This window comes from Streptomyces sp. NBC_00322, from assembly GCF_036147535.1.
In the GTDB taxonomy this organism is placed as follows: Bacteria; Actinomycetota; Actinomycetes; order Streptomycetales; family Streptomycetaceae; genus Streptomyces.
Genome location: NZ_CP108019.1, coordinates 1 through 15,028 on the forward strand (window position 1 = coordinate 1; position 15,028 = coordinate 15,028).

Consider the following 15,028-nt stretch of genomic DNA (forward strand, 5'->3'; position numbering starts at 1 on the left):
TGCTCAGCTCGAAGATGTCCGGGCAAGTCTGCCCGGGACGGCTTCCCCGCTCAAGAGTTGTTCTAGAGCCCAGGGCCACGTCGGGGTTCAGCGACGTGCACCGGCATGCTCGTCGTATGACGGTGCATCTGGTCGAGCCCCCGGCAGCAGCTCGCTGCCGAGCCCCGACCAACATGATCCCGCCGTCCGCGAGGTCGGCCACCCCGAGGCCCGCAACGTACAGACGGAGCCCAGCTGGGCCAAGCGCCGGTAACCATCGGTACGAGCACGCGCTCGGTGATCCGCTCGGCAATGCCCTCGACCAGAACGGCCAGGTCCGCGCAGTAGACGGAGGGTTGGCGAAGCCGCGCCCGCTGTACCGGTGGGCGTAGAGACCGCCGCCGCAGGACTCGACCACTGGGCGAACCAGCGGGCGCGTATGAATGCTCAGACCGAGGTCCGCGACGCCGTCGAGTGCTCCGGCGCGCCAGCGTGTTGCCGCCCCTGTAGCCCTTGGCCATGGCATTGCCGACGACGCGGGTGCACTTGATGAAGCCGCAGTCGAGCAGCAGCCCCATCTCGTTGACGTGGCTTCATGCCGTCGCGGGCCGCACTGAGCAGAGAGCAGCGCATGGCTCTTGGCATGATGCATCCCCAGGCACGACGACAAGCTTGCTCGACACGAAGGCGCGGGCCGGGGGCTCCTTGTGGAGTTCGGGTCTGCCTCGTTGTCGAAGATCACCAGCCAGCTGTCGTACGGCTCCCCTGCACTCGCAGGGTCGAGCACGTAAAGAACTACGACGGCTCATGGACCGAGTACGCCTCCTCGTCGATAAGCGACGGCAGCTTCAAGTCGGACGACGAGCTGAAGGAGCTGAACGCCGAGGAGCGGGGTCGACCTATCGGCGGACAGCGCGCTCGCCCTCGCGGAGGGACTCGCAGCGCACCCCGTCCCGCTCTCCGCCGGCCCGGGACACCCCCCGTCGCGATCACCGGCACCCTCGGCGCATGGGTACTGATCACCCTCGTCCTCCAGCTCCGCAGCCACGCGGGCGCGCGGCCACGAACTGGTAGCCGTGCCGTGGGGATCGCATGGCGAAGGGCTGGACCGGCGCAGCGTCGTGCGGCAGCGGGAAGTCGATCGCGGCGGCTCTAGCTCGGCGAGGGCGTCGTACACCGCGACCGGATCGTTCGCCACGTCGATCGTGCACAGCAGACCGAGGTAAAGGTGGCGTAGCGCTCCTGGTGCAGCAGATCGACGGCTCTCGGGACCAGGCGATGGCTTGGTGCGGCCGTCGGCGAACCGGCGGTGGCGGTCGTTCGCGTGTCTGTCGCCGTCGAGGCTGATCCCGGCCCGGATGTCGTACTCGTTCAAGGGGTCGAGATAGCCAGGGGCTGAGCTGTATGCCGTTGGTGTGGATCTGCAGATCGAGATCCGCGACGCCGTGGAGGGCCGCTGTGAGCTCCTCGCAGATACGGCGCAGTCGCTGAGGCCCCGCCAGAAGTGGCTCCCCTCCGTGCAGGAGCACTGACACGGAGGGCAGGGCATGGCTCTTGGCATGCTCGGCCAGTCGCAGAGCTGTCCAGGAAATCGCTTCGTCAGAGACTACTTTTGGGCGGGTACGCCAGCTCTGATCAGCGTGTTCATACATATAGCAGTGGTCACACGCAAGATCACATCTGCTATGGACCTTCAAAACGATCTCGCGGAACGGGAGATGGGAGTTCTGGGGCGGTGCCCGCCCCAGATGCCCCAGCGTGCGAGACCGGCGTAGTGACGGCTGTGAGGCTTCGGTCAGCGACCGGGCTTGAGCTTCTGGAGTGCCCTGACCCCGGTGACGAACAGGCCAGCAAGGACGCCGGCAGCGCTCGCTTCCAGCGGAGCGCCGTCGACGAAGAGGACGACTCCGGTCGTGCCCAGCCCCGTCGCGCAGAGCCCGAGGGTCGACTGCGCGGTGGTGATCAGTCGGCGTTTGTTGCGGACCAGGTTCTCATTGCGCTTGGTGCAGTGAGGGCACACCGCCTGGGGCTCCACAGCAGCGCACCTCGCGCCTGCGAGAGGCACTGTTCGGATGAATCGCTCCAGGTCACTGCGGCGGTCGTCGGACAGAATCTCGCGAATCTGCTGGAGCAGAACCGGGTCTTCGCCAGGGTCGAAGGCTTGAGCGGACGTGACGGACACGAGGTAGTACCTCTTCTCATTCGTGAAGACGGACAGGGTTTTGAACGCGCGTCGCAGGTCTCGGTGCTGACTCTTGGAAGGTGCCCGAGGAGACACGATGCGCGGCTCCCCAGACTGTATCCGCTTCGGTGCGGCAGTACGTGTCCCACGGGCACTCAACGCTGAAAACGCCATCGAGGCTCGGGAGTTGCTCCCGCCGGTGCCCGCTCTCTTGCGGACGACTGGTCAGCGATGGGAGGGAAGAGGTGTCCACTTAAGCGCAACTGTGAGATCACCAAATGAGAGGGATGGGTGAACTAACGTGCCGCGAGATAGAGGGTTGATTACTGGCCCATCTCGCAGTTGGAGCTTTCCATGCATAAAGCGCGTGGGCATTCGTGATTCGCCCGCCAGGAAGTTTGAGAAGCCAAGAATCCTCACCATGCGTGGCAAGCCGGTCGGATGACTCCTCCGTCAGAGGCTTCGCGGCGGCTCCACTCCCAGTAATTGGCATGGGCACGCCAAGTGGAGCCAACGTTGATCACGTACGTAAGCGCTGTCGAAGGGGGTGAAGGCTGTACCCTGCCGGAGGGCACTCTTGACTTGTTTGGTGAAGACGGACAGGCAACTAGAGCCCATGCGGGTGGCCCCGGCGACGCTTGCTTTGGAAGGTGCGTGTCCACCGGGGCCTCCGCAGCCCTAAACAGGCTGCTCCAGCACTCGGCCACTGCCCAAAGATCACTGCGATCTGGAGTGTTGGGCAAGCCAGCCTGACCTCCCCCGCGTGTGGGCCGGTATCGGTCGTGGAGGAGACGATGCGGAAGCCGTTTGACGGTGAATGCGTGGACGGCTTGGAAGGACACGATCAGGTGGAGCCAATCCGGTTGAGGACGTTCGGTCTGGAGGTGCTCGCTGACGCTGCGCCGCACAGCAGCGCCAGGCAGCTGGCACCTGGCCGACTGGCTGTGGGCTGACGACGGGACCAGACGGCGACTACTCACAATCACTTTGCTGCTCAGCGGTGAGGGGGAACGAGTCCTGATGGGGATCCGGCTGCGAGACCACCAGGTGGAGGCCGTTGACGCCATTGTGCGCGGTCTCGACATCCCTCCCGGCGGGATCCCCGCACATGGCCTGCGCGGGCAGGTCGTTGCCGCGTGCGGGACCGGGAAGACCATGATTGCTGCCTCTGCCGCGCGGAGGATCGTGCCGAACGGGCGGGTCCTCGTGCTGGTGCCGACGCTGGACCTTCTGACGCAGACGGTGAAGGCGTGGCGGGCGGTCGGGCATACGGGGCCGGCGGTTGCGGTGTGCTCGCTCCAGGAGGACCCGGAGCTGTGGTCGTTGAGGGTGCGGTGCACCACGAGCGCGCCGCAGCTGGCGCTGTGGCACGGCACGGGCCCGGTGACCATCTACGCCACGTACGCGAGCCTTGGGGTCCTGGCGGAGGCGTTCGAGGGTGTCTACGGGCAGCAACTTCAGTCGGTGGACCTGGCGGTGGTCGATGAAGCGCACCGAACCAGCGGATCGCTGGGGAAGGCGTGGGCGGAGATCCACGACCAGATGGTGATTCCGGCAGCGCGTCGGCTGTACCTGACGGCGACGCCGCGGATCTGGCAGGAGCGCCCTCCGTCCTGGGAGGTGGCCGAGGGGGTGCGGGATGCGCTGCCGGAGGAGATGGCCGCGTCCATGGACGACGAAGCCATCTTCGGGCCCGTCCTGTACCGGCTGACATTGGCGTCGGCGGTGGCCCGCGGCTTGCTTGCGCGCTACCAGATCATCGTTGTGGAGCTCCAGGACCCGGTCGTCACCCCGGAGCGGCTGCGCGGCCCGGAGAAGCGGGAGGAAGTGGTGCGCGGGCAGCGGCTCGGTGCCCTCCAGGCGGCACTACTGCGCACCATGGCAGACCATCAGCTGCAGACGACCATCACCTTCCACCACCGGACGATAGAGGCGCAGGCGTACGCGGAGGGCCTGGGGCGGGTGGCGGCGAAGCTGCACGCGGACCAGCCGGAGAAGTACCCGAAAGCGATCTGGGCCAACTGGCTGTGTGGCGAGCACGTGGCCGAGCGCCGGCGGGAGGTGCTGGGCGGTTTCGGGACCACGGCGCGGCGTGCGGTGCTCTCCAACTGCCGCGTCCTGGGCGAGGGCGTCGACATCCGGGCGGTGGACTCGGTGGCCCTGCTGGACCCCAAGGGCGCCCCGCACGACATCGTCCAGGCCATCGGCCGGGCGCTGCGTCAGAAGCCGGGAGAGGGCAAGCTGGCTTCTTTGATCGTGCCCGTGTTCCTGGAGCCGGGCGAGCAGCCCGAGGACATGTTCACTTCTTCGTCGTATCGCCCTCTCATCAAGGTTTTGGAGGGTCTTCGGGCTCACGATGAAGAGGCCGTGGAACTGCTCGCGATTCCACAGGAACCGCAGACGAGTGTCGTGGACCCGTCGTGGAATATCGGTTCGGAGCCGGAGGAAGGCGAAGAGGAATCCCGGCTGCTGCTGCGTTTCGCAGCTCCGCGTGATCCGGTGATGGTCGCGGACTGGGTGTCCTTCAACGTGATCGACACCGAGCGGCAGGACTGGGGGCGTGGATGGGCCGCCGCGCGCCGGTTCCACGAGCGCCAGGCGCACTTGCGGGTGCCGTACGACCACAAGGAAGGCGCATACCCGCTGGGGCAGTGGATCGCGGAGCAGCGCCGCGCGTACGGAGCCGGGCAGATGACCGGCAAGCGTGCGGAACGGCTGGAGCAGCTCGGCATGGCATGGGACGCCGCCGACGCCGCGTTCGGGGAGAACCTCGCGGCCGCGCGGGTCTACTACGAGCAGCGCTGGACGCTGTGCGCCCCAAGGGCCGCGACGGCACTGGACAGGCCGGTCGGGCAGTGGCTGTCCAACCTGCGGCGGCCGGGCGCGCTCGCCGGCCACCCGGAACGGGCCGAGGCACTGGCGGCGATCGATGAGCACTGGAACCCGCACTGGCCGGTCGAATGGCAGCGGCGCTACGCCGCCGTACGCGAACTCCTGGCCGACGAAGCCACACTGACCGAACTGCTGCCCGGAGTCACCGTCCACGGCACGGACGTCGGCAAATGGCTGGAACGGCAACGCGAACACGCCGCGTGGCACAGCCTGATGCCCAAGCAGCGCGAACTCCTGGAACAACTCGGCATCCAGTCCCACCCCGCACCGGAAGAGGCTCCGGCGAAGGCCCGCAAGGGCGGCTCTGCAGCCTTCGAACGAGGCGTTGAGGCCCTGCGGCAGTACAAGGCGCGTACGGGCTCAGTGACCGTCCCCAGGGCCCACGTAGAAACGCTGGAGGACGGGACCGAGGTCAAGCTCGGGGTGTTCCTCTCCAACACCAAAACCAGACGCGCGAAGCTCACCGCCGACAAGCTCCAGCAGCTGGCCGAACTCGGGCTGGAGTGGGCGGCATAGACAGCGCTGTGGGGCGGTCGCCAAAGTTTTGGGGTGACCGCCCCAAAGTGCTGTCTCAGTCTGCGGTTTTAGCCCCCGAAGACCGTGCTGTATGCCTGTTGACCTTGCTGGATCAGGGCCCCGAGGCCTGCTGATGCCGTGGTGAATTCTCCGAGCCGACGCTGGATTCGTTCGTAGGTGGAACGGACACGTCCGGGCTCTGCGGTCTCGCTGCTGGTTTCTTCGCTGAGGATCTCAGCATCCTCGATGAGTTCGGCCTGCTGTTCAGGCGCCATGCCGAGTGTCGGGGCGAACTGCTGGACCGTCGCAGCGAACTCTCGCAGCGCGCTCGGGTCGAAGGCGTTGTTGTGGTTGTTCTGCACCACGCTGCCCTGGGATCCAGCAACGACATTTGTGTTGCCGCTAATGCTGTAGTAGTCCCCGGGGCGTGTCCGGTTCAGGTAATCGCTCACGGTTGCTCCAGACAGTACGCAGTCGATGCCGTCGATGGTGATGGCGATGGCCATGGGCTCGGTGGGGGCTTCTTCGACAAGCCCGGAGTGGGTCAGGCGCGCCAGGGCGTAATGCAACTCTGTGCCTGACAGTTCGCCTCCGGCGAAGTGGGATTCGGCGGTGGTGAGGAAGCCCGTCGGGTCGATGGGGCGCTGGTCGTGGGCGGTGGTGTAGAGCCAGCGCAGGAAGGCATCCGTGGCATAGCGGTGCCGGCCGGCTGGATCGTTACGCAGTTGGGTGAGCCGTCGCAGCTCTACTCGCCCGTCCGCGGACACCCTGTAGGCCTTGGCGTCGCTGAACGGGCCCATTGAGTCGACCAGGCCGTCCCGCTCAAGCGCATGAGCCAGAACCTGGACGTCCTCCGGCGGCATTCCTGTCTGCTCAGCGAAGTCGGCCTGACTCGCGAAGTGCCCGCTCCCAGGGGCCTGCTCGCCCAACCAGATCAGGAGCCGGACCAGATCGGGGTCCTGCTCGATCCCCGCCCCCACAATCCCGGAGGAGACGGTGAATCCCTTGCCCTGGACCGGCACGGTGATCGGGTACTTCCGGGCGGCGCGCTCGTAAGCCTTGTTGATCTCCTTGACATGCCGTTCGATCGCCCGATGGTCTATGTCTTTGTTGGCCACCTCGTCCCCCTTCGTGACGTCTCCTCGAAGCGTAGTGAGGAGCACTGCCACTGGAGGGCCCAGTGCGTGGCAGGGGCTGACTTGCCAGGTGACTGGCCATGGCTACCAGATGGCCGCGGTGGGTGGCACCCAACGACGACCACCCAGCACCCCACCACCAGCAAATACGGACCAGAAGGCGAGGAAGGAACGGGACACGTGCCGAACGTAACTCCCGCCCAGAGCACCGGTGCCGGCTTCCCGGAACACCCCTCCACCCCGGCCAGGCCGCGTACTCTACGTGCCCCAGACCCACACAGCCCCAGACAAACGGACACCTGCGATAGACGTCACGGTCCTGGCCGGGCTTCCCCGGCGCCCACGATCAACGGCGTCCGCCATGGCGGGCGCCACGCCTTCGCCTGCGGGTGGGAGAAAGCACCCGTCGGTTCACAGCGCCGTGAGGACGAAGGTCAGCAGCGCCAGGGAGAGGGTGGCACTGCCCGCGAAGGCCAGGGCGCCGCGCAGCAGGGCGGTGGCGTAGGTGGCTCCGTCGATGCGAGCAAGCAGACCGGCCGCTGCTCCTACGAGCGTGCAGAAGAGCGCGACGACCGCCAGAAGCAGGGCCAGGAGCATCAGGTGGGTGGGTGAGGTGTTCATGTCTTCTTCCCAGGACGATCGACGACGGTGACTCCGGGGAATTTCGCGGTTTTGGTGTTCACCGGGGTTCAGGCCGAACAAAGATGAATGAAGACGGTCGCCCAAGAGACGGAGAAGCAGGACATGGAGGAGGTGCACGAGGATCCGTTGGCGGAACTCGCGCTGCGGCTGCGCACCCTCAGGACGCAGCGGGGTCTGCAGATGGGCGGGTTGCAGCAGCGGACAGGGCTGGGGCGGACAACGGTCAGCCAGGCACTGAACGGCCATAAGGTGCCCTCCGAGGCCACGCTGGTGGCCCTGGCGATGGCTCTGGGTGCGGATGTGGAGCCGTTGCTGGCCTTACACCAGGCCGCTGCGCGCATACCGCAGGTACAAGAGGACTCTCCGAGGAGGCTTGTTCTTCGGTCAGTGCGGCCGACGGTGCAGCCTTCGTTCGAGGAGCGGTACCTCAGCTACGTGGCGGAACGGCATTCTCAACTGACTGTCGTAGGACTCGATTTGAGTCGACCGGAACGCGCGCACTGGCCACTGGACGCGGCGTACCTGAGCCTGGAACTGGCGAAGCGGCCGGAAGGCTGGCCTGCAGGCAGCGAGGAAGCGGGTGACCGGCCATCCGTCGTGGTGAAGCGTGCAGAGAACGCGTTGGCCGACTGCCGACGGGTACTTCTGCGAGGGCTCGCCGGCAGCGGAAAGACAACGCTGTTGCAGTGGCTGGCTGTCGCCACGGCGCGCAATCAGCTGCCGGAGGAACTGGCGGACTGGCGGGGGCAGATACCGTTCGTCCTGCCGCTGCGGACGCTGGTGAGGCGTGGGCCCCTTCCGGAGCCACATGATTTCCTCTCTGCGGTCGGAACGCCCCTGGCCGCCTCGCAACCTGAGGGCTGGGCCGATGACGCACTCACCAGGGGCGAGGCACTCGTCCTGGTCGACGGCATCGACGAGGTTCCTCAAGAGCATCGGGGTGCCACGCGGGACTGGCTCGAGCGGCTCTTGGCGGCGTACAAGGACGCGTATTTCGTGGTCACCACGCGGCCGTCAGCTGTTCCCGAAGGCTGGCTGGCGTCATCCCGGTTCACCGAACTGACGGTGCGGCCCATGAGCGCCACCGACACCGGAGTGTTCGTTGGCAGGTGGCATACCGCTGCCCGGCATAGTGCGGCGACCGATGCCGAACGCTCACAGTTACATGATCTCGAAGCAGCCCTCCAGGTGACGGTACGTGCTCAGCGTGACCTGACGCAGTTGTCCAGCACTCCCCTGATGTGTGCGCTCATCTGCGCGCTGCACCGGGACCGCCGCGGGCATCTGCCTCACAGCCGTATGGAGCTCTACGAGGCAGCGCTGTCGATGCTGCTCGTGCGCCGTGACCTCGAGCGCAGCATCGACGTCCCTGAAGGCATTCAGCTCACCGAGCACCAGAGCGTCCAGCTACTGCAGCGTCTGGCCTACTGGCTCATCCGCAACCGTCAGGCCGAGATGGACCGGACCACCGCGCTGGCCCTGGTCGGCGATGCGCTGCCGGCCATGCCAGCCGTGGCCGAACAGGGCACAGCCGACCAGGTTCTGACGCACCTGGTCGGCCGCAGCGGGCTCCTGCGCCAGCCCACCGTGGACACCATCGACTTCGTGCACCGCACTTTCCAGGACTACCTCGGGGCCAAAGCCGCCATCGAAGCCCACGACTTTCCGCTGCTGGTCAACAATGCCCACGACGACCAGTGGGAGGACGTCGTACGCATGGCCGTCGCCCACGCCCGCCCAGCCGAGAGCGCTGACCTCCTCCGCCGCCTCGTCGAACGCGGCGATGCCGAGGGCGAACACAGGAACAGAGTCCATCTCTTGGCGGCCGCCAGCCTGCAGTACGCCACCGAGATCGCGCCCGACGCTCGCAGGCTGATCGAACAGCGTGCACGCGTCCTGATGCCGCCCCGCTCCCAGGAGGAGGCGAACGAGCTTGCCGCGCTCGGGCCGGGGATCCTGGACCTGCTGCCTGGGCCCCAAGGCCTGGAGGGCGATGAGGTGGGTTCCGTCGTCGAAACTGCCGCCGCAATCGGCGGTGACCATGCCTACGCCTTCCTCCGCCGCTTCATACAGTCCCTGCCTCCTGGCTCAGCACCACATACGCTACTCAACGGCTGGAAGCACTTCGAGGCTGACCAATACGCCCGGGACATAATCCTTCCCTTCCGGGATCGCCTGCCTGAGAAAATAGACGTACACACCCATGATCAGCGAAAGGCCCTGCGTCTCCTGAAACCCATCACCGACATCGCCTTTCGGCAGACATTCACCGAAGACGAGATCACCGAACACCTCTCATCCGAACACACCCATACGCTGGAGATATACTCCGGCCAACTGCTCACAGACTTGAAGTTCGTCCGCAGATTCCCTGCTTTAAAAGAACTCGCCCTCTCCGAGTGCACCCAACTCGCGCACATTGAAGACCTTGCGGGACTCCTGCTTCCCAGCTTGCGCCTTCTTCTCTTGCCGGACGAATTCTCCTTCGACGCACTAGATTCCCTGCCCGGGCTCACCGCCCTTTCCCTCTACACGCCACTGCCCTGGGCGAGTCTGGCGGACCTGCCAGCACCGGGAGGCCTCACCTCACTTGCCTTGGGTGGTTGGATCGGCACACGTCTAGCCGGCGTCTCTAAGTGGCAGCAACTGCAAGACCTGGTAATCAACACTGCCCCTGACAAGGGAGAATGGCAAGAAATTGCCGCTCTCCCCCATATGACAGAACTCTGCATATCCGATTACGACCTCAACCAGGCCGTCCCCATGCGCAGTGTTACCTACCTCCGGCTTCTGCCGGACTCAGATACACAACTGAATCTGGTTCCGGATCTCTTCCCCAACCTCGAGCGGTTCTTCATTAGCTGCCGTCAGACACAATCCGACACCATCGACATCACCCCCCTGAGCAAGATCGAAGGAATCAAGATCTCCATCAGCTACGCGAGCAACGTTGTCGGCCTCGAGCGGTTCGCCCCGGACGCAGTCGGGCTGTACCCACGACCCCGAACAGTAAGCACCTGAGCTGCCCCTCAGACCAGGTCCCCGCACAGTTGCTCCCTGCATGCCGCCGACAGAACAAACGTCCCTCGCACTCCCCCACCTCTAGATAATCGACATCCGGGCGGTGGACTCAGTGGCCCTGCTGGACCCCAAGGGCGCCCCGCACGACATCGCCCAGGATCCCCGGCCGGGCGCTCCGTCAGAAGCCGGGAGAGGGCAAGCTGTCTTCCTTGATCGTGCCCGTATTCCTGGAGCCGGGCGAGCAGCCCGAGGACATGTTCACTTCTTCGTCGTATCGCCCTCTCATCAAGGTTTTGGAGGGCCTTCGGGCTCACGATGAAGAGGGGAAGAGACTCCGGCGAAGACCCGCAAGGGCGGTTCTGGAGCCTTCGAACAGGGCGTTAATAATGCCCCTGCCGGCAGTACAAAGGCGCGTACGGGCTCTGTGACGGTCTCCAGAGCCCACGTCAAGACACTCCCCGACGGGACCGACGTGAAGCTGCGGGTGTTCCTGTCGAACACCAAGACCAGACACGCAAAGCTCACCGAAGACAAGCTCCAGCAGCTGGCCGAACTCGGACTCCACTGGGCAGCCTAGGGGTTCATATGGCCGCTGAGGATCAGTCTGGGCAGCACGCGGCGCCGCCTGTTCATAGTTCAAATTGCGTATCCGGCCCGAGTTGCCCGGTACTCCACATGGGTGAACGCTGGGTGAGGGGACAAACCAATTCCGACTCGGGGAGACCAAGGAGCAGCCAGTCGTGGCCGCACCACTCGCATTTGATCTGCGTCACCCGTCCCTCCCCTTGAGGGAGCATCTGCTCGACCCTTCCCGCCTGGATGATTTCCTTCAGGCTTACCCGTTCGAGGCTGCGCCGAAGGCAGCGGTGCCCGAAATCGCGGACTTCGGCCCACGACGCGGGCAGGCGGGCACGCTGATGGTCCTCGTGGGGCGTGGCTTCGCAGGAGAGCGACTGGACAACGAGGTAACGGTCGGCGACGTACCGGCTCATGTCGTCGCAGCCGAGCCACGTCGGCTTGTCGTCATCACCGCACCAGAGACCCGTGGCGGTCTGGTGACGGTCACCGTGGCTGGCAACACAGCCACCGCACCGACGGAATTCGAGCTCCTGCCCTGGCCTGAGGAGGCAGGGGCGGACGGACCGCCGTTTTCCTACGTCGGGGCTGGCGCGGAAGCCGGAGACATCCCGCCCACCGGCACCGCTCGCGTGCTCGTCGTGGCTTGCTACCCGACTGACCAGGTGCCGCCGAACCTCACCACGACGCGGCAGCAGATCGTTGACACCTTCGCGCAGATGACCACCTTCTATGCCCAGGCCAGCTACAACAAACTCAACGTCCGCGTTGACGTCACCAACTTCGTCACGTTGCTGAAGGGTACGGATTACTACCACCGTGCCAATGGCGCCCCAGGATACCCGAACATTGACGAGACACGGCTGGACCAGCTTTGGGCCGAGTGCGCACAGGGGGCGGTGGACCAGGGGCTAAATCTCAACGACTACAACGTGCTCGTCAGCTCGGTCTTCATGCCTAATCGTGAGGTGCGTGCCTGGGGCGGTGCAACACGCAGCAACTTCGCCTACAACGACGGCGCCGGCACCGCTATCAACATCACGCCGAGTAAACCGCTCAGCGTAATCGCTCAGCGTCACGACGCGGACTGGGGGCGCACTGCCCACGAGTTCGGGCACGTTCTCGTCGATCCTGGGATGGTGCTGGGCGAGGATGTCTACAGCAGCGATCTCGTTGACCCCAGCGAAGCTACCGTCCAGGACTTCGAGATGATGGGAAACCACGACTCCCACCCGTTGTTCAGCGGCTTCTTCATGCACCAACTCGGCTGGTACGCCCCGGAGAACATCAAGGACCTGTCGTGGAGCCGGACTCCGTTCTCTCAGGAGTTCGACCTCATTGCCCACGGCCCCACGCAGGATGCCGATCCCGCCCGCTGCCATCTGCTCCGCATCCGGGTCAGCGGCGGCCTGTACTACTTCGTCGAGGTACGGCAGCGTCCCGATCCGGCAAATCCAGCTGCGCAGATCTTCGACACCAACATCCCGCTTCCGGCAGGCGGCGGCCCAGACGGCGGCGTGGTCATCAGCAGAGCCATCACTGGGACGCTCAACAACAACCATCAGACGCGTCTCATCACACTCCTGCAGCAGCAGAGCCGCATTCTGACAACCGGCGAAGACGCTATCGACCCGCTTCGTACCTTCAAGGTGACTGTCGTCAACGGAGCGGTGCAGGAGAGGCCGCGGGTGTGCAAGGTGCGCGTGGAGTGGGCGCAAACCGTTCCCGACACACCAGGCGGTGACTTCGATCTGCGCATCGATCCCTGGAACACCAGCACGTGGGAGACGCGCGACATCTGGGTGGACCGGATGCCTTACGGCACGTTCGACTCGGTCGACGCCAGCGGCAACCCGATGGGCAACGGCGATGTGCCGAGGGTGATGGAAGTCAACCGCTTCCAAGCCCGCGTCCACAACGACGGAAAGGCACCCGCCGACAATGTCCGCGTCACCCACTACGTGGTCACTCCTCCCGGAGTAGGTGACAACGGCAACTGGTCGCCGATCAGGACTAACACTGTCTCCAGCATTCCCGCCAACGGAACCGAAATCAGTACGGCCCCGTGGGTCCCCACGGTGGGAGAGCACACGTGCCTGAAGGTAGAGATATCCAAGCAGCCCGGCGAGGTCACTACGGGCAACAACAGCGCTCAGGAGAATGTCTTCACCTTCATGCCCGCCCCCAAGTCCTCACCGGGCGAACAGGAAAGACCCGGACTGCCCGAACCGGTCCTGCAGACGATCGCGGTGCGCAATCCCCTGCCGCATGCATCGGTCATCCTGCTCTCTGTCGAGGGTGTGCCGCCCGGCTACCAGGTGTACCTGCCTCACCGCTGGCTCTACCTCGAGGGGGAGGGCGAGCGCATACTCGACCTGCTGGTTGTCCCCCGCGAGGAGATGTGGAAGCACACCTACGAGCCGGCTCCGGTGTCTGTGTCCGGCTGGGTGCCGAGAGCCTACGAGGATCGGCTCGACATCACTGGTCACCCGGCCACGTGGCTGGCGCCAATCGGCGGCACACTCACCTACGTCAAACCCCAGGAACGGGGCATCGTCCGCCTGCACAAGGAATTTGATACCGCCGGGCAGTATGTCTACGTCGGCGGCGAGATATTCCCGCCCTACGCAGACGAGAAGGTGCGCGTGGATATGAGGTGTCCGGACGACGAGCTCGTCGTGGCCGATGCGTGGACCAATGCGGACGGAAATTTCTTCGCCCGCTTCAGCAGGGATTCCGTACCGGGCGTGTACGCGTTCCAGGCACACATTCTCAACGCTGAGCACATAGCACCGGCCGACTCCAACATCGTCCTTTCCGTGGGCCGCTGAACTCATGTCAGATTGGCTGGGCAGCACGCCCGCGGTTGGGAAGGACGACGCAGAAGCAGCCCTCCGCTGACGCAGCACTTGCGTACCAGCACCAGTCGGCAGGGCCGGGCTGCTGGCGTGGCAGACGTGCGACGGCCCGAGCTGCCGGATGGTGCTGCGGGAAAGCGTCGGGTACGGCGCGGTAGTGCAGTGCGCGGTCCGCCAGGTCGTGTACCGCGAACGGCGGCGGATTTTGGTGACCATGACGTGCTGTCATAACGGGTGCCCGATTTGCCGCCCTGGCGGCGCATCGGGTCGTTCAGCACGGCCTCCCCCGCCCGTCGGGGTCCCGAGATGTCATGGCAAATACCCCGGGGCCCCGTGAGTTCAGCCGACGGTGTCCTGCGTCGTGTCGACCTGGGCCTGGGTCGCCCACTCCTGTACGCGGGGGCCGTACCGGCGTGTATCCCAGTACTTGCTGCGGATGACGCCGTCCGTGGTCATCTGGAGCGTCTCCGGGTAGCCGAAGTGCTGGATCAGGCCGCGGCAAGGACGGAGGTTGCCGCGATCAGAGCTGGCCCGTCTTCGGTAGGTCATCGACGTCGAAGACAGACGTCACCTGCAGAGCTGTCAACAGGTGGCTGCCGAGCGTGCCGCCTACTACGAAGTGGCTTCGGGGGTTGCGCAGTTCGGCCGGAAGGTCCGGAGTGACGGGCCAGATGGTCGCGCGGACGGTGGCGGGACCGCCAGCGGCGGCCCGGTCCCGCGCGTGTCGGGCCAGGAGCCGCAGGCCGGACCAGATGTCGAGAACCAGGTCCTCATCCTCTGAAACGGATGTGATGCGCGCAAATCTGGGAGAGGAGGACACCTGCTTCCCAGACGGGAGTCCATTCTAAATGGCAGGGGAATCAGGTTCGTTAACTTCCTCAGGTTCTTCGGGCTGGTCAGGCGCTGTCACTGAGAGGGCAGGTTCCCCGTCCTTCCTCCAGGTTGCCGATACTTTGAGGGTGGTCTTCCCGCCCGCGCTCGCCACTGCGCTCACCAAGAGTCCGGCCTTGATGGCTAGTTCGATTCCGAATTCGAGCGTAACTTCGTCCGGGGCAACGTTCCGCAGCCCCGAGCGCACGCTGCCGACGACGGTCTCCAGTGTGCGGGGAAGATCATCCAACTGGTATCTGCCACCGAACGCCGTATCCCTGGGCCCGCCACGATCCTCGATGCGCACCCAGAGAGTTCCCTCGTGCGTCTCCACCTGGACAATCTCTGACAATTCT

9 protein-coding genes and 2 pseudogenes are annotated in these 15,028 nt (G+C 65.3%); 5 read left to right on the forward strand and 6 right to left on the reverse strand.

All coding sequences use genetic code 11. The features are described from left to right. Positions 1 to 1,079: 1,079 nt before the first annotated feature. Both OG905_RS38945 and OG905_RS00005 read right to left on the reverse strand, forming a co-directional pair. Positions 1,080 to 1,727 (reverse strand): annotated as a pseudogene (locus OG905_RS38945) (radical SAM protein); the annotation flags it as partial. Between the two features lie 47 nt (positions 1,728 to 1,774). Continuing rightward, the gene (locus OG905_RS00005; RefSeq protein WP_328665219.1) at positions 1,775 to 2,161 is read right to left on the reverse strand and encodes a hypothetical protein; all 387 of its coding nucleotides are present in this window, start codon (positions 2,159 to 2,161) and stop codon (positions 1,775 to 1,777) included. Between the two features lie 1,020 nt (positions 2,162 to 3,181). On the opposite strand from OG905_RS00005, the gene OG905_RS00010 reads away from it, so the two are divergent. Next, a complete protein-coding gene (locus tag OG905_RS00010; protein WP_328665221.1) occupies positions 3,182 to 5,569 on the forward strand; it encodes a DEAD/DEAH box helicase in 2,388 nt (795 codons plus the stop codon). A 68-nt stretch (positions 5,570 to 5,637) separates the two neighbouring features. Here OG905_RS00010 and OG905_RS00015 read toward each other — a convergent pair whose 3' ends face one another. Continuing rightward, a complete protein-coding gene (locus OG905_RS00015) occupies positions 5,638 to 6,738 on the reverse strand; it encodes a hypothetical protein (RefSeq protein WP_328665224.1) in 1,101 nt (366 codons plus the stop codon). 378 nt (positions 6,739 to 7,116) lie between these two features. Continuing rightward, positions 7,117 to 7,326, reverse strand: a complete 210-nt coding sequence (locus OG905_RS00020; protein WP_328665226.1) for a hypothetical protein — start codon at positions 7,324 to 7,326, stop codon at positions 7,117 to 7,119. A gap of 87 nt (positions 7,327 to 7,413) precedes the next feature. Between OG905_RS00020 and OG905_RS00025 the strand changes: the two genes are divergently transcribed. The 4 genes and pseudogenes from OG905_RS00025 to OG905_RS00040 all read left to right on the forward strand — a co-directional run bounded on the left by OG905_RS00025 (position 7,414) and on the right by OG905_RS00040 (position 13,775). After that, positions 7,414 to 10,368 carry an NACHT domain-containing protein gene (locus OG905_RS00025; protein ID WP_328665228.1) on the forward strand — a complete coding sequence of 985 codons (2,955 nt, stop codon included), beginning with the start codon at positions 7,414 to 7,416 and terminating at the stop codon, positions 10,366 to 10,368. 88 nt (positions 10,369 to 10,456) lie between these two features. Next, a pseudogene (locus OG905_RS00030) lies at positions 10,457 to 10,739 on the forward strand (helicase); the annotation flags it as partial. Between the two features lie 53 nt (positions 10,740 to 10,792). Continuing rightward, a complete protein-coding gene (locus OG905_RS00035) occupies positions 10,793 to 10,945 on the forward strand; it encodes a helicase (protein ID WP_328665230.1) in 153 nt (50 codons plus the stop codon). A gap of 163 nt (positions 10,946 to 11,108) precedes the next feature. Further along, positions 11,109 to 13,775: an IPT/TIG domain-containing protein gene (locus OG905_RS00040; RefSeq protein ID WP_328665231.1), complete on the forward strand. Its 2,667-nt coding sequence runs from the start codon at positions 11,109 to 11,111 to the stop codon at positions 13,773 to 13,775. A gap of 366 nt (positions 13,776 to 14,141) precedes the next feature. Here the strand turns inward: OG905_RS00040 and OG905_RS00045 are convergent, their stop codons facing one another. Together OG905_RS00045 and OG905_RS00050 are read right to left on the reverse strand one after the other, a co-directional pair. After that, positions 14,142 to 14,351 (reverse strand): hypothetical protein, encoded by a 210-nt coding sequence (locus OG905_RS00045; RefSeq protein WP_328665232.1) that lies wholly within the window; start codon positions 14,349 to 14,351, stop codon positions 14,142 to 14,144. Between the two features lie 295 nt (positions 14,352 to 14,646). Next, positions 14,647 to 15,024 carry a CU044_2847 family protein gene (locus OG905_RS00050; RefSeq protein ID WP_328665234.1) on the reverse strand — a complete coding sequence of 126 codons (378 nt, stop codon included), beginning with the start codon at positions 15,022 to 15,024 and terminating at the stop codon, positions 14,647 to 14,649. Between the last annotated feature and the right edge of the window lie 4 nt (positions 15,025 to 15,028).